Here is a 16,724-nt window from a genome sequence, read left to right on the forward strand (position 1 = left end):
GACGGCGGCGTGTCGGCGGCCGGCACGAACACCGGGCACGTCTGCGGGCGCCCGCAGCGGCCGAACGCCGGTGCCGGGCAGCCCTCACCGCCCCACTCCCCCGCCCGTCCCGTTCTCAGCGGCGCGGCGGACCCCGGGTAGCCAGGTGGGCGCGCGCAGCGGGCGGCGCGGTGGCGCGTCAGCCGTCGCCGTCCCACCTCCTGCCCAGCAGCACGCACGTTCCGGCGTCGGCCACCGGTCTCGTACGCCGGACACCCCGGTGACCGGCCCCTGCGCGCCGCCCGGCAGGGACAGGAACTCCGGGTGGCGGCGTCGGGGCGACCGCGGGGCGGAGACCGGCACTGTGCGCCGCCCGATGTGGGTGTGGATCACCGGGCACCGGCGGTGCCGTGCCTCATCGGTCACCTCATCCGCGCTCTGCCCAGCGGCACGCCCGGCCCGGGCTCGGCGTCCGCCTCACTCGCGGGGTGGACGGCCTGTACCCATGTGGGCGCGCCCAGTGGGCGGTGCGGTGAGACGCCGGCCACCTCACCGGCGCGCGCCCGTGCCCGGCGTCGGCGGCCGCCGGTCCGCGAAGCGGCCTGGACGCCGGGCACCCCGGTGAACTGTGATCTGCCCGCCGCCCGGCAGGCGTGGCCGTGCCGGGCGGCGACGCCGTACCACGTCGGCCACCTCGCCCCCCGCGCTCCCTCCCCCGTTTCGAGCCGACCGCCCGTTTCCTCGTGAGCCATGGGGTCACTGTCGGTCCGGGGGAAGTCCTGACGCCCCCCGGGTCCTCGAACCCCAGGATGAACGGCGGGTGCTTGTGACACGCCGCGCCACCGGGCCGTTCATCCTTTCGGGAGCGGCGTCGCGGCCGGCCCGTCGACGGTCCGCCGGGCCCGCGGCGCCGGCGCGGACCCCCTCCCGTCGGACGGCCCGGGGAGGTCCGGACCGCAACGGCCGGTTTCGCGTGTGCTGAAGTCGCGCCCGCTGGGTACCGGCAGGACGAGGCGACGCGACTCCCCGGAGGGGTGACGATGGGTTCGGTAAGTCAGCTGCGGCAGTTGAGGGCCGTGTACGCGGGCGGTGTGGCGGCGTGGTCCTTCTGTCTGCTGTGGGAGATGTTCCGGGACGACGGGTCGGCGCGGCAGACGGTGGTGCTGCTGGCGCTGCTCGCCGTGTTCCTCGTCGCGTTGCTCTGGTCGACGTGGCGCCTGTGGGAGGCGGGTCCGCAGCACTCGGGCAGCCGGCCGAAGGCGATGGTGACCCCGGGCGCCGACCAGGCCTGACGGCGTGCGGCGGCGCCCGGGGTGGCCCGGGCATCGCCGGCCGCAACCGTGGAAGAAGGGCCCCATGACTTCACTCACGGAACAGCCGAACGCCGCCGACTTCTACGACTTCGAGTCCGCGCTGACCAAGGAGGAACGCGAGGTCCTCCTCCGCACGCGGGCGTTCATGCGGGACGAGGTCCGGCCGCTGGTGGCCGAGCACTGGGCCGAGGGCACCTTCCCGGAGGAGCTGATCAGCCGGTTCCGTGAGAGCGGGCTGGTCGGGCTTGCGTACGAGGGGTACGGCGGCGAGGGTCCCGCCGCCAGTCATCTGCTGACCGGGATGATGGCGATGGAGATGAGCCGCGTCGACGCGTCGGTCGCCACCTTCTTCGGCGTCCACAACGGGCTGGCGATGTACGCGATACAGCTGGGTGGCGACCAGGCCCAGCGTGACCGCTGGCTGCCGGGCATGGCGAGGATGGACACCGTCGGGGCGTTCGCGCTCACCGAGCCGCTCGACGGTTCCGACATCGCGGCCGGCATGCGCACCACCGCCCGGCGCGACGGCGACAGCTGGGTGCTGAACGGCGCCAAGCGCTGGATCGGCAACGCGACCTTCGCCGACCACGTCGTCGTCTGGGCCCGGGACGTCGCCGACGACCAGGTCAAGGGGTTCGTCGTCGGCAGGGGCGCGGAGGGGTTCACGGCGGAGAAGATCGCCCACAAGACGTCGTTGCGGATCGTCGAGAACGCGGACATCACCCTCACCGACGTCCGTGTGGCGGAGTCCGACCGGCTGCACAACGTGTCCTCCTTCCGGGACGTCGCCGAGATCCTTCGGGCCACGCGCAGCGGTGTCGCCTGGCAGGCCCTCGGGGTCATGGTCGGGGCCTATGAACTGGCCCTGCGCTACGCGACGGAGCGGCAGCAGTTCGGCCGGCCCCTCGCCGGCTTCCAGCTCGTCCAGGACCTGCTGGTGAAGAGTCTGGGCAACATCACGTCGAGCTGGGGCATGCTGCTCCAGCTGGCCCGTCTCCAGGACGCCGGGGTGTTCCGGGACGAGCACTCGGCGCTGGCCAAGGCGCACGTGACCGGCCGTATGCGCGAGGTCGTGGCCTGGGCCCGGGAGATCTTCGGCGGCAACGGCATCGTCCTGGACTACGACGTCGCGCGCTTCTTCGCGGACGCGGAGGCCATCTACTCCTTCGAAGGCACCCGGGAGATGAACACGCTGATCGTCGGCAAGGCGATCACCGGGGAGAGCGCCTTCGTCTGACCGGCGCGGGTACCGCGCCGGCCCTCCGGCCGGCCGTCCTGGACGGCCGGCGCCGTACCCCCGACACCGGAATGTCAACTTCCGTCGTACGTAGGGGATTTGGGCCGCGTGCCGGGGCGGACGCGGGGTACGAGCAGCCCGGACGACGACGGAAGGAGGAGGCCCGTGACGTCACGGAAAGCCTCTCAGGCCCCCACGGTCGGGGCCCTCGAACCCGGGACGAGACAGCGCGAGCAACTTCGTGCCCGCCTCTCGGACATCGCCTGGACCTGCCTGTGCGTACTGCTGGCGGCGTGGGCGGTGCTGGAATCGCTCGGCTTCCTGCACGGATCGGCACGGTGGACGTACTCCGCGGTGGCGTGGGTCCTGCTGGCGGTGGCGCTCGCGGTACGCCTGTCGGCCGTCCGGCGCCGGGCGCGCTCGGTCACCGGGGAGCGGCGGTGAACGGCGTCCGCCTGTTCCTCGCCCGGCACCTGTGGGCACAGATGGCCCTGTCGCTCGCGGTGGCCGTGGGCCTGATCCTGCTGCTCTTCCCGGGACAGTCGGTGGTGTCGGTCGTGCTCCGCACGGCCCTCACCTCGGTCGGCGCGGTCGCCGTCGTGCTCGGCCGGCGCCGCCGGGAGCAGCGGGCCGCCGGCGGTTCGGCCGAGGCCGTGGCGGAGCTGGACGCCGGGCTGCGCCGAGGTGAGGTGCCGTCGGCACCGGAGGAACGCGAGGCCATGCGCGAGCTGGTGACGCAGCGTCTGCACCGGATGCGTCACCGGGTGGGGGCCCTGGTCGTACTGGCGGTGCTGTTCGGCGGGGTGACGCTGCTGATGGCGCTCACCGGCACGGTGCGGCAGGCGGTCGGTTTCGCGGTGCTCACGGTCGGTTTCGTCGGCTGGAACACCTACCACAGCAACCGCGTGCACCGGCGGCTGCGCACCATGGAGGCCGCGCTGCGCGCCGGGGAACCGGCTCCGGCACCCCGGTAGCGGATCCGGTCGGGGTGCCGGGCGTTCGCGTGCGCCGGTCAGTGTCTGCGGCCCCGGGCCGTCCAGCCGCTGCCCACCCCCGCGAGGTGCAGGGCGAGCACGGTCAGTCCGAGGAGCATGATGTTCGTCGAGGTGAAGGTGTCGTTGGTCGAGATGTCGGCCGCGTTGACCAGGAAGGCGATGAAGAACAGGACCGCCGAGACGATGGACAACATGATGCTGATCCCTTCGATGCCGGGTGGTGGTGCGTTCGGTGCACTGCGGATGCCCCTGACCGGAGCGGCCACACCCTGACGGAGGGCCAGGCCCGGGAGAAGCCGTGGAAGCCGGTCCGGTGGGGCCGGCTTCCGCCGTTCACTCCCGGCGCGCGACGACGTCGCCGTTGACCGTGCCCAGCTTCATCGCGGGTCCTTGGCCGGCGTCCCGCCGCGGAACGTCCACGGTGGCGCGGCCGTTGGCCGTCGCCGCGGTGACCCGGTAGGCGGGACTGTCGTGCGGGACGGTCACGCCGACCGAGCCGTTGGTGGTCGTCGCCGTGACGGCCGTGGGCGCGGAGGCGCAGGAGAGGGTGACGTCCCCGTTGGTGGTGGCCGCCGTCAGCCGGCGTGCGTGGAGGGCGACGGCGCGCACCGAGCCGTTGCGGGTGGCCAGCCGGGTCACGGCCTCGCTCCGGCCCGAACGGGTCACCGTCACATCGCCGTCGACCGTCGTGAGGTCCAGGCCGGCCGCGACCCCGACGACGTCGATGCCGGCGTTGCGGGCGGTCACCGTGACACCGACGCCGTCGGGGACCTCCACCTCGGGCATGCGGGGACAGGGGGTGCCGTCCCGGTCGTGGTCGTCGCAGGACAGGTCCAGGACCCAGGTGCCGTCGCGGTGCGACCAGTGGCGGTCGCCGTGGCCGACACGGTCGTCGACGGTCACCCGGTGGCCGTCGGCCGGGCGCAGCCGCAGGCCGTTGTCGCTGCTGATGACGAGGGTGTCGCCCAGCGCGCCGGGGGCCGGTCCCGGCGCCGCCGTCGCCCCGCCGTCGCCGTGGTGCCCGCCGCCGCACGACACGGCCAGGGACAGCAGTGCCAGGGCAACGGCCAGGCGGGGCAGTCGTCTTGTCGCGGTCACCTTCATGCGCCTACAAGTGCCCCGACCCGGGACCGCCATGACGACGCGACGCCCGCTCCGGGCCGCCCCGGGTCCGTGTACCTCCGGTTGCCCACCCCCGGCCCGTCTGCGTCCGGCCGTCCGGCCCCGGCTCCGTGTTGCGTCCGGCCGGCCGCCCCTGCACCCGTGTGGCGGGCCACCCGCTCCCGGCTCCGCGTACGTCCAGCCGCCCACCCGCGGGCCCGTGTACGCAGGCAGACCGCCCCCGGCTCCGTGAGAACGTCCGGCCACCCGCCCCGGGATCCGCTTACGTTCAACCGCCCGCCCCCGGGCCCGTGTACGCGGGCCGACCGCATCCGGATCCGCGTACGTCCAGCCGCCCGTCCCCGGCCCGTGTACGCGAGCCGACTGCCTCCGGATCGTCCAGCCATCCGCCCCCGGCTCCGCGTACGTCCAGCCGGGCCCCGGCCGCGGTGAGCCAGCCAGCCAGCCAGGGTCTGGGCCTGCGGGCCGGGGGGCCGGCGGCTCGGCCGTTCGGATGGGACTCGGGGGCGCGGGGCCGCGATCCGGCGGTGACCGGGAGGCACGCGTCCATGGTGGGACGATGCTCCCTTCCCAGCAGCGAGGCACGTCACGGCCGACGAGGCGTGAGGTCACGGCATGAGTACGCCACGGCCCCGGGAAGGGGCCTCCGGCGGGGACGGCCACTACGGCGAGGACCTGTTCGAACCAAAACGCCCCGGAGAGGGCGCCCGGCTCGACGCCGCCGCGCTGGTCTACGACCCCGTGACCACGCGCCGCCTGCGGGCCCTCGGCGCCGGACCGGGCAGCCGCTGCCTCGAAGTGGGCGCCGGCACGGGGACCGTGGCGCGCTGGCTGCTGGAGGAGGCGGGCGTCGAGGAGGTGGTGGCCCTGGACCGGGACACGAGCCGGCTCGACGTCCCCGCGGACCCCCGGCTGCGGGTGGTCACCGGCGACCTCACCGACGAGAGCCTGTGTCCCGGCAGCTTCGACCTCGTGCACGCCCGGTTCGTCCTGATGCACCTCCCCCAGCGCCGCCGGCTCATCACACGGCTCGTCGGGTGGCTCGCCCCGGGAGGCCGGCTGCTGCTGGGCGACGCCCTGGAGGTGCCCGACGCCCTGGACACGTCCTCCGCCTACCGGCGCACCATGGACGCCCTGTGGGAGGCGCTGCGGTCGACGATCGGCACCGACACCTCCTCCGTCCCGGCGTACCCGCACTTCCTGCGGGAGGAGGGACTGCGGCACGTCGGCGCGGAGATGCACGTCCCTCCGCTGGTCGCCGGCGGCGCCCTTGCGCGGTTCTGGTCCGAGACGCTGAGCCGGACACGGCCCGCCCTGGAGGACACCGGCCTGGTGGACGCCTCCGTCGTCGACGAGGCCCTCGCCTATCTGGCCTCGCCCCGGCTCGCCGAGCTGGGCCCCGGAATGGTCATGGCCTGGGGGCAGCGGCCCTGACCCGGTGCCCCGACCGCCCGTCACCGGGCCCGGGCCGCCCGGGTGCGGCGGCCCCGCGCGACGAGGCGGGCGGCGCCGGGTCAGGCCTTCACGGCGTGCGCAGGTCGGCCGCGACCGGCCACCGCGCCGGTCCCGGCGACCCGAGCGGGCCACGGCAGGCGGCCAAGCCGGGCGGGTGCGCGCGCTCCAGCCACCGCCGGTAGGCCGGTGCCTCATGGGCCACTGCCCAGTAAGCCGTCTCCAACTCCGGGTAGACGTGGTCCAGCTCGTCCTCGGTGCGGGCCGCGAGGAGCAGTCGTACCCCTATCGGGTCGCCCTTGAGGGGGCGGATGGCGACGTCGGTGCGGGGGGAGGCGGTCGGCTGGCTGACCGTGACCACCTCGCCGATCGCGGCCAGCGAATAGGCGGTGAGATAGTCGCCGTGCAGGATCTCGGCGTCGAGGGCCTCGGCCCGCAGCACCCGGCACAGGGCGTCCCACTCGCCGTCGACCGTGGAGTCGATCATCCAGCGGTCCCCGGACAGGTCGGCCAGGCCCACCTCTTCCCGCGCCGCCGCCGGATGGTCCGCGGCGAGCGTGACGAACTGCGGTTCCCGCTCGACGAGTACGCGCAGGCACAGGCCGGGCGGCACCCGCAGCGGACTGCCCTCGACCTCGTGCACGAACGCCATGTCGAGCCGGCCGGCGGCGACCATGCCGAGCAGGGCGTTGGCGGAGACGTTCATCTCCAGCGCCGGTTCGACCCGCGGGATCCGTGCCCGCAGCAGCCGCAGCCAGCCCGGGATGGCCCGGCTCGCCGTGGCGCCGATGCGCAGCTGGAACCCCCCGGCGGCTCGGGCGGCGGCCGCCCTGGTCTCCGTGACGAGCGCCGCGAACTCCGCCACCAGCGGCCTGGCTCGGCTCAGCACGGCCAACCCCAGCGGGGTCGGCCGGCAGCCGGTCCGGGAGCGCACGAAGAGCTGCGCACCGAGTGCCCGCTCCACACGCCCCAGCTGAGTGCTCAGCGAGGGCTGCGCCAGGCCGAGTTCACGTGCCGCCTTGTGCAGACTGCCGCTGTCGGCGATGGCGCAGAGAACGCGCAGATGCCTCACCTCGAGCTCCATGGGGGGAGCGTAAGGGGGCGTGCGGCACCGCACCAGATGTTCAAGTTCCAACGAAAGTGGACGAGTCGGCCGCCGATAGCCCCGTGCAATCCCCGAATGCCATCATCCGCCGTCCCGTTGGCCTGCCGGAGACTCACTGGCAACCGATCGTTCAACCCCACAGGACGAGTAGGAGCCCCCCATGACGTCGTTCCGCACCAGCACCGGCCCGATGAACAGACGACTGCTGGCCCTCGCGCTCGGAGTCGGCCTGGCCACCGCCGCACTCGGCACCGCGGGCCCGGCGACCGCCCACAGCACCGCCGCGGCACCGGCCCGCTCCACCGCCGCCGGCTACGTCGGCTCCAGCGACAACGCCGGCAACAAGGCGTTCTTCGACGCCGTGATGAAGTCGGTCGCCAAGCGACAGGCCGCCCAGCCCTCCCTCAAGGTGGTGACCGTCTACTACAACGCCGCCCAGGCGCCGAGCTTCCGCTCCCAGATATCGAGCGCCGCCTCCATCTGGAACAGCTCCGTGTCCAACGTCAAGCTCCAGGCGACGTCGGGCGGCGCCGACTTCAACTACTACGAGGGCAACGACTCGCGCGGTTCGTACGCCTCCACGGACGGCCACGGCAGCGGGTACGTCTTCCTGGACTACACGCAGAACCGGCAGTACGACTCGATCCGGGTCGCCGCCCACGAGACCGGCCACGTGCTGGGCCTGCCGGACCACTACAGCGGCCCGTGCAGCGAGCTGATGTCGGGCGGCGGTCCCGGCACGTCCTGCACCAACCGGTACCCGAACAGCACCGAGCGTGCCCGGGTCAACCAGCTGTGGGCCAACGGCCTCGCCAAGGCCCTCGCCAAGGTCGACAGCGTCCGCTGACCCGGCCCCACGAGCGGGCCGGCCTCCCCCACGGGCCGGCCCCGTCACGGCGGTACGGACCGCGGCGCCGACCCGCGGCCCGTGCCGCCGCCGTGCACGACGCGGGGCCCGGCCTTCATCGGTGAAGGCCGGGCCCCGCGTCGGCGGGCAGGGGGCGTGGCACGGCAGGCCCCGCCGGCCCGCCCGTACGTCCACGGCACGGCTTCGCGCGGGACGTCCGCCCGCGTGCGCCGGCCATGTGTCAGATACGGCCCTGCGTGAGCCGGGTGAGCGGCCCGTGCGAACTCCGCTCGGCCCGGCGGCCCATGGCGTACGAGGCCACGGTCACCGCCGTGAGGCCCGCGCTGACACCGGCGGCGACCAGCTTGCGGTGAGCGACCACCGTCCACGCCGTCCTGGCGGTCGTCGCCACCTGACCCGACGCCGTGACCAGCGCCTGACGGCCGGTCTCGACGCCCCGGGCCGCCGTGCGGACCGCTCCGCCCGTCACCTCCGCCGTCCGTCCGGCGCCGGCCTTCACGGCCGATGTCGCGTCGTCGGAGGCCGCGGCGGTCTTCTTCGCCGCGCGACCCGCCGGCGCCGTCGCCTTGTCCGCCGTCCGCCGGGCCTTCGAGGCGGTCCCCTGGTCCTGGCCGGACTTTCGCGTCGTCCCGCTGTTCGATTCAGTCATGGGCTTCGCGTTGCCCGCCGCGCCACGGGCAAACGTCCCGGCGCCCACCCAAGGGCCGCGCCGGCGGCGGGAGATGACCCGCCGGGGGGTCGGGCCCCGTCGTCCGGACCCAGACTGGGCACGTCGGCACGGAAGAAGCCGACCAGCAGTCCGTACGCCTCCCCGCTCGCGGGATCCACGGGGCGCGCCTCGGCGGCCACACCCCGGACGACGTCTTCCTCGGTGGTCGCGTCCTCGACCCCGCGTTCCAGGAGCCGCGCCACGTGGCGATGCGGCGCCTGAACGACCTGATCGCCACGGACGAGCGGGTGGAGTCGGTGATGCTGCCGATGTGCGACGGGGTGACCCTCGCCCGGCGCCGCTGAGGACCGCTCGGCGGCAGCGGGACGTTCGACTCCCGCGGCGTCTCCCCCGCCGGCCGCCGGCCCCTCACGACCAGGCGATCTCTCCCTCGCGGGAGACGAAGCGCCCGGTGCCGGCGCCGGGCTTCTCGGTGGCGAGGGCGACGATCGCGTCCGTGCCCTCGGTGACGGTCTGGGGTCCGCTGTGGCCGTTGAGGTCGGTCGCGGTGTAGCCGGGGTCGGCGGCGTTGACGCGGATGCCCCTCAGTCCCTTGGCGTACTGCGTGGTCAGCATGGTCAGCGCGGCCTTCGAGGCGGTGTAGAGCGGTGCGACCACGTGCGATTCGGGCCGGGCGGGATCGTGGGTGAGCGCGAGGGAGCCCATGCCGCTGCTGACGTTGACGACGACGGGGTCCGCCGAGCGGCGCAGCAGCGGCAGGAACGCGGTGGTGGTGCGGATGACGCCGATGACGTTGACGTCGAGGACGGCGAGGGCGTCGGCGGCGGTGAGGTCGCCGGGATCGCCGACGGCACCGTGCACCCCGGCATTGTTGATCAGGACGTCGAGCCGGCCCTCGTGCGCGGCGACGTCAGCGGCCGCGGCGGCCACGGACGCGTCGTCCGTCACGTCGATGGGGACGTAGCGCGCGCCGAGCGCGGCGGCGGCCTCCTCCCCCCGCTCGCGGTCACGGGCGCCGACGAGCACGGTGTGGCCGCACTCGATCAGACGGCGGGCGGTCTCACGGCCGAGACCCTTGTTCGCTCCGGTGATGAAGGTGATCGTCATGTCTTCGATCCTGGCCCCGATCGCGGAGCCGGACCAGGGACGCGGCGACGGTAGGAAGACCCGTACCACCCTCGCGCCGGCCCCCACCACAGGGGATGCGGGACCATGGAGATCATGACGACCGCACCCGGAACCGGACTCGGCCCGACGATCCGCACGTGGCGGGACCGGCTGCCGCCGTCGGCCGCCGGGCTGCCCGCGGCCCGCGGTCGCCGGGCGGCCGGGCTGCGGCGCGAGGAACTGGCCGACCTGGCCGGGGTGTCGGTGGACTACGTCGTGCGCCTGGAACAGGGGCGTGCCACGACCCCCTCGGCATCGGTGGTGGCGTCCCTGGCACGCGCCCTCCAGCTGACGGCCGCCGAGCGCGACCACCTGTACCTGCTGGCGCGGCTCGTACCGCCGGTGGCCGACTCCGTCCCCGGCCACATCCCACCCGGCGTGCAGCGGGTGCTCACCCGCCTCGGGGACGTGGCGGTCGCCGTGTTCGCGGCGGACTGGCAACTGGTGTGGTGGAACCGTGGGTGGGCCGCCCTGCTGGGGGACCCCTCCGCCGCGCCGCCGCCGCTGCGCAACTTCGCCCGCGACAGGTTCCCGGTGGACGCCGGGCCCGCCCGCCTCGCACGGTGGCCGGTGGCCGAGGCGGACCCCGGCGCCACCGACGCCGCCGTCGTCTCCGACCTGCGCCGCGCCACCGGCCGCTTCCCCCGGGACGGCCGCCTGGCCACGCTGATCCGTGAACTGAACGCGGGCAACGAGCGGTTCGCCGAGCTGTGGGCGACCGGGGAGGTGGCCGCGCACCGCGAGGACCACAAGACGGTCCACCACCCCTCGGTGGGCCCGGTCACGGTGGACTGCGACGTCCTGACCGACGGCGCCTCCGAACTGAAGATCGTCATCATGACCGCCGCGCCCGGCAGCGAGGACGAGACCAGGCTCCGGCTCACCGCCGTCGCCGGGGCCGCCCTTTGAGCAGCCCGCGTCACTCGCCTCTGTCGCGTGGCTCCGGGGCGGCGCCGGGCGGGTTCTCCGGGTGCGGCGGCCGAGGCGCGGTGTCCGGCCGTGACGGCTCGGAAGCGGCGTCCGGGTGGGATGACTGGGCAGTGGTGCCCGGGTGGGGTGGCTGGGTGGCGGCGTCCGGGTGGGGCGACTGGGGAGCGGCCTCCGCGTGTGCTGACTGCCGGGTGGTGTCACCGGCCGGCGGTGCGCCGGGGCGGGACCGGCGCCCCGCGCCGAACGCCGGGTAGGTGAGGGCGTCCCCGGTCCCCCAGTGCAGCAGTACGCCCGCGAGGACGAAGAGCAGGGTCAGGACGGCGAAGGCCAGGCCCAGCCACAGGCCCACGCCGGTGCCGATGGTGGCGCCGGTGAACGATGCCGCCAGCCGGCTGTACAGGTCGGCCAGGTCGGAGACGTCGGCCGCCTTCAGGATGTAGGCCGCCAGCAGCACGGAGGCGGGCACGAGGGCCGCTTCCAGGTACCGTCTGCCGCCCGTTCCCGCGGCCAGGACCAGCAGGAGGAGCGTGAGGAACACCATGGCGACGATCAGCGCCGGTCCCGCGGTGGGGAGGTCGATCCCGAAGGCGTTCTCGCCGCTGCCCGCGCTGGTCGTCAGCCAGGGCAGGAACAGCATGGCGAAACTGAGCAGGGCGAAGACCGCGGCCGCGGCCAGGGGCCAGTCGCGTGACGTCTTCCATCGCAGGGCGAATCGGGGGCGGCGTGCCGTAGCCGTCGTCATTGCGTCCTCCCGGGAGTTCCACGGCACCCGGGAGACCGAACCCGGTCCCGGACGCGTCAGGGCAGTGACCTGGTGGCTCCCACCATCCCCCGCACCCGGGACAGCCGCACGTCGGAGCCCGGCCGGGACACGGTGTCCGTGCGCCGTGCGCGTGCGGCGGCACCGACGTGCCGGGGTGGTCATTGCGCCGGTGGGGGGCGGGGGCCACCGTGTGCGGGTGATTCTCGTTCCGGGCTGGTTGTGGCGGTCGGGGCCGGTGGGCCGGGGGGTGGGCGCCGGCCTCGGCGTCGGTGCCCTCTCCGCGGCTTTCGTACTCGTCGAGGCGGGGTCCTGGCCGGCGGCCGCGGTGGTCCTCGTGGTGCTCGGCCCGTTCTACGGCATCCGGGTGGCGCGCCGGATGGGCAGGCTCTGGCCCGGGGGTGCGCGCCTGGGCCGGGCCGAGCGCGCGGCCGCGGTGCGCGCCACCCGGCGGGGCGAGGCCGTGGCGGGGTCCGGGACGGCGTCGTCGGTCGTCGGGTACGCCGGCGCCCTGCGCCGGGCCGCCGAGGAGGACCGGCTGCGCCGCTGGGTCGTCGTCCTCGTCACCGGGCTCGCGCTCGCGCTGGCCGTGTACGACACCCTGCGCGGGACGACCGGGGAGCTGGTCGCCTCCTGGCTGGTGGTCGCGCTCTGCGCGGCCGATCTGGTGGTGTGGCCCCGCAGGCGGGCGTGGTTGCTCGCCCGTGCCGGCCGGGCGGAGGCGGCGGCCCGCCGCGCGCTGGACACGGACGCCGCCGGAGGCTCCTGAGGGGCGGGACCGGGCGCGCTGCCGCCGGTGTCACAGGTCCGCGACGTCGAACAGCACCGACGCGTCCGGTGCGGCGGCGCGGTCCAGGTTCTGTTCGGCCCAGATGACCTTTCCCCGCGTCGCGTAGCGGGTGCCCCACATGTCCGCGAACTGGGAGACGAGGAAGAGGCCGCGGCCGCCTTCGTCGGTGGTGGCCGCGTGCCGCAGCCGGGGTGAGGTGTTGCTGCCGTCCGACACCTCGCAGACCAGGGTGCGGCCCAGCAGCAGCCGGACGCAGACGGGCGGGGCGCCGTAGCGGATCGCGTTGGTGAGGAGTTCGCTGAGGATGAGTTCCGTGGCGAACGAGGACTCCTCCAGGTGCCACTCCGCGAGCTGCCGGCTCACCTCGCCGCGTACCCGGGACACGGCCATCGCGTCGAAGGGGACCTCCCAGGTCGCGGCGCGGGAGGGGTCGAGGAGCCGGGTGCGGGCGACCAGGAGCGCCACGTCGTCGCTGGGGTGCTCGGGCAGCATCGTCTCCACGAGGGCGCGGCAGGTCTCCTCCGGGGCCGGGTCCGCGCGGGCGATGGTCGAGGACAGCGTCTCCAGGCCCTCGTCGATGTCCCGGCCGCGGCTCTCGACCAGCCCGTCGGTGAACAGGACGAGGCGGCTGCCCTCGGGCAGGTCCAGTTCGCCCGCCTCGAAGGGGTGTCCGCCCACGCCCAGCGGCGGCGAGAGGGGCAGGTCGGGGAAGGTCACCCGGCCCTGGGGGTCCGCCACGGCGGGGGCGAGGTGGCCGGCGCGGGAGAAGGTGCAGCGCCCGCCGACCGGGTCGTAGATGGCGTAGAGGCAGGTGGCCCCGGTCAGGGGTTCGCGGTCGTCGTCGGCGGTCGCGGTCTGCGAGTCCAGCCGGGTCACCATCTCGTCCAGGTGGCCGAGCAGTTCGTCGGGAGCCAGGTCCAGGGAGGAGAAGTTCAGCACGGCCGTGCGGAGCCGGCCCATGGTGACCGCGGCCTGAAGTCCGTGTCCGACGATGTCGCCGACGACGAGCGCCACCCGGAAGCCGGGCAGCGGGATGACGTCGAACCAGTCGCCGCCCACGCCGGACTGGGCCGGCAGGTAGCGGGAGGCGATCTCCAGGGCGTCCTGGTCCGGGAGCCCCAGCGGCAGCAGGTTGCGCTGGAGGGTCATGGCCATCGCGTGTTCGCGAGAGTACCGGCGGGCGTTGTCGATGGCGACGGCGGCCCGGGCGACCAGTTCCTCGGTGACGGCGACGTCCTCCTCCTCGAACCGGGGGGTGCCGGTGCCGCGCCAGAAGTTGACCATGCCGAGGACCACTCCGCGGGCCCGCAGCGGCACCGAGATCAGCGAGTGGATGCCGTGGTCCAGCGCCCGCCGCGCCCCCTCGGGGTCCTGTGCCCGCCAGTCCCGGGCGCTGTCCAGGTCCGGCACGAGGACGGCCCGGCCCCGGCCCAGCGCCGCAACCATCGGTGTGTCGGCCATCACGAACCGGATCACGTCGCCGACCGGCTGGAGGGGGTGCCCGGGCCGTGAGGCGAGCAGCGCGGTACGCCGCATCTCGTGCACCGCGCTCGAGGGCTCCTCACCGCGCAGGACGGACTCGAGGAGTTCCACGGTGACGATGTCGGCCATGCGGGGGACGGCGACCTCGGTGAGCTCCTCGGCCGTGCGCCGTACGTCGAGGGTCGTACCGATCCGCATGCCCGCCTCGTACAGGAACGACAGCCGGCCCCGCGCCAGCTCGGCCTGCCCGGTCAGGGCCCGCAGGTCGGTGGTGTCGCGGAAGGTGGCGACGAGTCCCTGGGCGCCGCCGTAGGGCGCGGTGGGCCGGATGTTCACCGCCAGCAGCCGGTCCCCGGTCGGGATGATCTCGTCGGACACCTCCTCGCCGGCGACCAGCAGCCGGGTCAGGGCCGGTCCCAGGCCCAGTTCCCGCACGTGCCGCCGGTCGGCGTCCTCGGGGAGGCCCAGCAGCCGGCTGGCCTCGTCGTTGGCCAGCAGTATCCGTCCGTCGCCGCCGACGATGAGGACGCCCTCGCGCACCGCGTGCAGCACGGCGTCGTGGTGCTCGTACATCTGGGTCATCTCGGCCGGGCCGAGTCCGTGGGTCTGCCGCAGCAGGCGGCGGCTGATCAGGGCGGCGCCGCTGGTGGCCAGCACGAGCGCCGCCCCGGCGGCGCCCAGCAGCAGCGGCAGCTGCTCGTTCAGGACGTCGCCGACGTTGGCGTACTCGATGCCGGCGGTGACCATGCCGACCACGCGTCTGCTGGGGTCGGTCACCGGGACGACGGCGCGCACCGCGTCGGTGGGGCGGCCGTGGAACGTCTCGGTGAACGTCTCCCCCGCGGCGGCCCGGCCGACGCCCTGGGCCTGGGTGCCGATCAGCTTGGGGTCGGGATCGGTGACCCGGACGCCGTGTGCGTCCAGGACGGTGACGAAGTCGAGGCCGGAGCCCTTGCGTGCCTGTTCCGCCGGTTCCTCCAGATGCGCGGTGGGGTCCGGTGCGCGGAGCGCGAGCGCCGTACCGGGCGCGTGGGCGAACGCCTCCGCGGCGGCCAGCGAGCGGTCCCTGGCGCTGCGCTCGGCGTCGTAGCGGCCCTGCACGACCAGGGCGGCGGCGCCCACCGCCACCAGGATCAGCATGATCAGCGCCTGGAGCAGGAAGACCTGCGCGGCGAGGGTGCGGACGCTCAGGGAGGAGGACAGGCGGCGTCCGCTCGGCGGCCAGGGCCGCCTTCTCCTGCGGGACGGATCGGATGACCACCGGCTGCCGGGCGGCGGCGCCGCTCTCGCCCATGGCCAGCGGGAACGTCCGCTCATCTCCCTGTTCTAACATCCCCTCTCCGCGGTCGGCGACCGCTGCGCCGGCCGCGGGACCGGGGAGACGGGTGCGCGGGGCGGCCGGGGACCGCCCCGGCGGTGCCGGTGCGGGGGCCGGTGGAACATGCCGTGGGGTGGAGCAATCACCGGTGTGCCGTGGTCCGCCGGACCAGGCTGGGACCTTCGGCGAGTCGCTGTGACGGGAGCCCGTGTTGCGAGGACCACGTATGCCGGTGCGCGGACGCATCGGCCGGCGGCCGGAGCCCGGCACCGGTACACGTGCGGGGGTGCCGGCGCCGCCGGCCTGGATGCGGTGGCTCCCGGTCATGTACGTCGCGGTCGTCCTGCTGCTGGAGCCCGTCACCCCGGTGGACTGGCCGGTGAGCTTCCTGCTGGTCGGGCTGGCCCTGGTGACCGCCTTCGGCCACGGTCCCGTCGTCGTCGCCGCCGTCACGGTGTTCGCCGTCGCCCTGGAAGGGGTGCTGGCCGGTACGCCGTGCTGTGCCGGGCGGCCGGTCGGCTACCTCTGGGACCGGCACTACGTGGCCGACTACGTCTGCACCGGCCTGGTGGGCATCCTCGGCACGATCCTGGCCGCCCACCGCATCCGCCGTGAGCGCACGCTGGCCGACGTGCGGTCCGTGGCGGAGATCGCGCAGCGGGTGCTGCTCCGCCCGGTGCCGCAGCGCATCGACGGCCTCCTGCTGGAGAGCCTCTACCTGTCCGCCGCCGCGGAGGCGCGCATCGGCGGCGACCTGTACGAGGCGGTCCGCACCCGGTACGGGATCCGGCTGCTCATCGGTGACGTGCGCGGCAAGGGCCTGCTCGCGGTGGAGACCGCGGCGGCCCTGCTGGGCGCGTTCCGCGAGGCGGCCCACGACGAACCCGCCCTGCCCGCCCTGGCCGACCGGGTGGAGACCAGCATGGACCGCCGGGCGGCGCAGCTGGGCGGCGGCGAGGTGGGCGAACGGTTCGTCACCGCCGTCTTCGCCGAGATCCCGGCCGACGCCTCCGCGGTCCGCGTCGTCAACTGCGGGCATCCCCCGCCGGTGCTCATGCGCGCCGGGGAGGTGCGGGAACTGGACCGGGGGCGCTCGGCGCCGCCGCTGAACCTCGGCGTGCTGGTCGGGGAGCCGTACCACGTCGACGCGTACACCCTGCGGTCCGGCGACACGCTGTTGCTGTACACGGACGGCATCACGGAGACCCGGGACGCGGACGGCGCTTTCTACCCCCTGCTGCCGCGCCTGCGTTCCTGGGCGGACCTGCCGCCCCGGGAGCTGCTGACGCGGCTCCACCGCGATCTGCTGGTGCACAGCGGCGACCGGCTCAAGGACGACATCGCGGCGGTCGTCGTCCGGGTCCCGGCCGACGGACCACGCCAGGGGGCCGCGGCCCGGTCGGCCGGCTGAGCGCGCCGCGCGCCGCCGGGGCCGGTTGCGTGGGGACGCGCGCGGTGGCCGCGCCGTGGCAGGCCGTGGTACTGCCCCGGCAGCGCCCGGGGACCGGTTAGGCCGCGGGGTGGACGGGAACCTGG

At 74.8% G+C, this 16,724-nt stretch carries 17 protein-coding genes; 10 read left to right on the forward strand and 7 right to left on the reverse strand.

The genetic code is table 11. The features are described from left to right. Positions 1 to 1,019 precede the first annotated feature (1,019 nt). The 4 genes from ACIQVT_RS13310 to ACIQVT_RS13325 all read left to right on the forward strand — a co-directional run bounded on the left by ACIQVT_RS13310 (position 1,020) and on the right by ACIQVT_RS13325 (position 3,503). On the forward strand, positions 1,020 to 1,271 hold the full coding sequence (locus ACIQVT_RS13310; RefSeq protein ID WP_403751521.1) for a hypothetical protein: 252 nt from the start codon (positions 1,020 to 1,022) through the stop codon (positions 1,269 to 1,271). Positions 1,272 to 1,335: 64 nt separating this feature from the next. Beyond that, positions 1,336 to 2,529 (forward strand): acyl-CoA dehydrogenase family protein, encoded by a 1,194-nt coding sequence (locus ACIQVT_RS13315; RefSeq protein ID WP_403751523.1) that lies wholly within the window; start codon positions 1,336 to 1,338, stop codon positions 2,527 to 2,529. Positions 2,530 to 2,694: 165 nt separating this feature from the next. Further along, complete coding sequence (locus tag ACIQVT_RS13320) at positions 2,695 to 2,973, forward strand: hypothetical protein (RefSeq protein ID WP_403751525.1); 279 nt, start codon at positions 2,695 to 2,697, stop codon at positions 2,971 to 2,973. Further along, a complete protein-coding gene (locus ACIQVT_RS13325) occupies positions 2,970 to 3,503 on the forward strand; it encodes a hypothetical protein (protein ID WP_403751527.1) in 534 nt (177 codons plus the stop codon). The genes ACIQVT_RS13320 and ACIQVT_RS13325 overlap by 4 nt, the downstream gene beginning before the upstream one ends. Positions 3,504 to 3,541: 38 nt before the next feature. Here the strand turns inward: ACIQVT_RS13325 and ACIQVT_RS13330 are convergent, their stop codons facing one another. Both ACIQVT_RS13330 and ACIQVT_RS13335 read right to left on the reverse strand, forming a co-directional pair. Next, positions 3,542 to 3,718 (reverse strand): hypothetical protein, encoded by a 177-nt coding sequence (locus tag ACIQVT_RS13330; protein WP_403751529.1) that lies wholly within the window; start codon positions 3,716 to 3,718, stop codon positions 3,542 to 3,544. 139 nt (positions 3,719 to 3,857) lie between these two features. After that, positions 3,858 to 4,628, reverse strand: a complete 771-nt coding sequence (locus tag ACIQVT_RS13335) for a DUF4097 family beta strand repeat-containing protein (protein WP_403751531.1) — start codon at positions 4,626 to 4,628, stop codon at positions 3,858 to 3,860. Between the two features lie 633 nt (positions 4,629 to 5,261). Here ACIQVT_RS13335 and ACIQVT_RS13340 point away from each other — a divergent pair. Beyond that, positions 5,262 to 6,080, forward strand: a complete 819-nt coding sequence (locus ACIQVT_RS13340) for a class I SAM-dependent methyltransferase (RefSeq protein ID WP_403751533.1) — start codon at positions 5,262 to 5,264, stop codon at positions 6,078 to 6,080. Between the two features lie 88 nt (positions 6,081 to 6,168). On the opposite strand, the gene ACIQVT_RS13345 is transcribed toward ACIQVT_RS13340, so the two are convergent. After that, positions 6,169 to 7,182: a LysR family transcriptional regulator gene (locus ACIQVT_RS13345; protein WP_403751535.1), complete on the reverse strand. Its 1,014-nt coding sequence runs from the start codon at positions 7,180 to 7,182 to the stop codon at positions 6,169 to 6,171. A 181-nt stretch (positions 7,183 to 7,363) separates the two neighbouring features. Here ACIQVT_RS13345 and snpA point away from each other — a divergent pair, with 181 nt between their 5' ends. Further along, the gene (gene snpA / locus ACIQVT_RS13350; protein ID WP_403751537.1) at positions 7,364 to 8,050 is read left to right on the forward strand and encodes a snapalysin; all 687 of its coding nucleotides are present in this window, start codon (positions 7,364 to 7,366) and stop codon (positions 8,048 to 8,050) included. A gap of 241 nt (positions 8,051 to 8,291) precedes the next feature. Here snpA and ACIQVT_RS13355 read toward each other — a convergent pair whose 3' ends face one another. Beyond that, positions 8,292 to 8,720, reverse strand: a complete 429-nt coding sequence (locus ACIQVT_RS13355) for a hypothetical protein (RefSeq protein ID WP_403751539.1) — start codon at positions 8,718 to 8,720, stop codon at positions 8,292 to 8,294. 173 nt (positions 8,721 to 8,893) lie between these two features. On the opposite strand from ACIQVT_RS13355, the gene ACIQVT_RS13360 reads away from it, so the two are divergent. Further along, positions 8,894 to 9,085, forward strand: a complete 192-nt coding sequence (locus ACIQVT_RS13360) for a hypothetical protein (protein WP_403751799.1) — start codon at positions 8,894 to 8,896, stop codon at positions 9,083 to 9,085. A gap of 64 nt (positions 9,086 to 9,149) precedes the next feature. Here ACIQVT_RS13360 and ACIQVT_RS13365 read toward each other — a convergent pair whose 3' ends face one another. Continuing rightward, a complete protein-coding gene (locus ACIQVT_RS13365) occupies positions 9,150 to 9,848 on the reverse strand; it encodes an SDR family NAD(P)-dependent oxidoreductase (RefSeq protein WP_403751541.1) in 699 nt (232 codons plus the stop codon). Between the two features lie 105 nt (positions 9,849 to 9,953). Between ACIQVT_RS13365 and ACIQVT_RS13370 the strand changes: the two genes are divergently transcribed. Beyond that, entirely contained in the window at positions 9,954 to 10,817 is an 864-nt protein-coding gene (locus ACIQVT_RS13370; RefSeq protein WP_403751542.1) for a helix-turn-helix domain-containing protein, read from the forward strand. 10 nt (positions 10,818 to 10,827) lie between these two features. Here the strand turns inward: ACIQVT_RS13370 and ACIQVT_RS13375 are convergent, their stop codons facing one another. Further along, a complete protein-coding gene (locus ACIQVT_RS13375; RefSeq protein WP_403751544.1) occupies positions 10,828 to 11,580 on the reverse strand; it encodes a hypothetical protein in 753 nt (250 codons plus the stop codon). Between the two features lie 217 nt (positions 11,581 to 11,797). On the opposite strand from ACIQVT_RS13375, the gene ACIQVT_RS13380 reads away from it, so the two are divergent. Then, positions 11,798 to 12,367 carry a hypothetical protein gene (locus tag ACIQVT_RS13380; protein WP_403751546.1) on the forward strand — a complete coding sequence of 190 codons (570 nt, stop codon included), beginning with the start codon at positions 11,798 to 11,800 and terminating at the stop codon, positions 12,365 to 12,367. A 30-nt stretch (positions 12,368 to 12,397) separates the two neighbouring features. Here the strand turns inward: ACIQVT_RS13380 and ACIQVT_RS13385 are convergent, their stop codons facing one another. After that, complete coding sequence (locus ACIQVT_RS13385; RefSeq protein ID WP_403751548.1) at positions 12,398 to 15,187, reverse strand: SpoIIE family protein phosphatase; 2,790 nt, start codon at positions 15,185 to 15,187, stop codon at positions 12,398 to 12,400. A 308-nt stretch (positions 15,188 to 15,495) separates the two neighbouring features. Here ACIQVT_RS13385 and ACIQVT_RS13390 point away from each other — a divergent pair, with 308 nt between their 5' ends. After that, positions 15,496 to 16,599, forward strand: coding sequence for a PP2C family protein-serine/threonine phosphatase (locus ACIQVT_RS13390; protein ID WP_403751801.1), 1,104 nt, complete (start codon positions 15,496 to 15,498; stop codon positions 16,597 to 16,599). Positions 16,600 to 16,724 lie beyond the last annotated feature (125 nt).

This window comes from Streptomyces sp. NPDC100445 (assembly GCF_044759735.1).
Classification (GTDB): Bacteria; Actinomycetota; Actinomycetes; order Streptomycetales; family Streptomycetaceae; genus Streptomyces.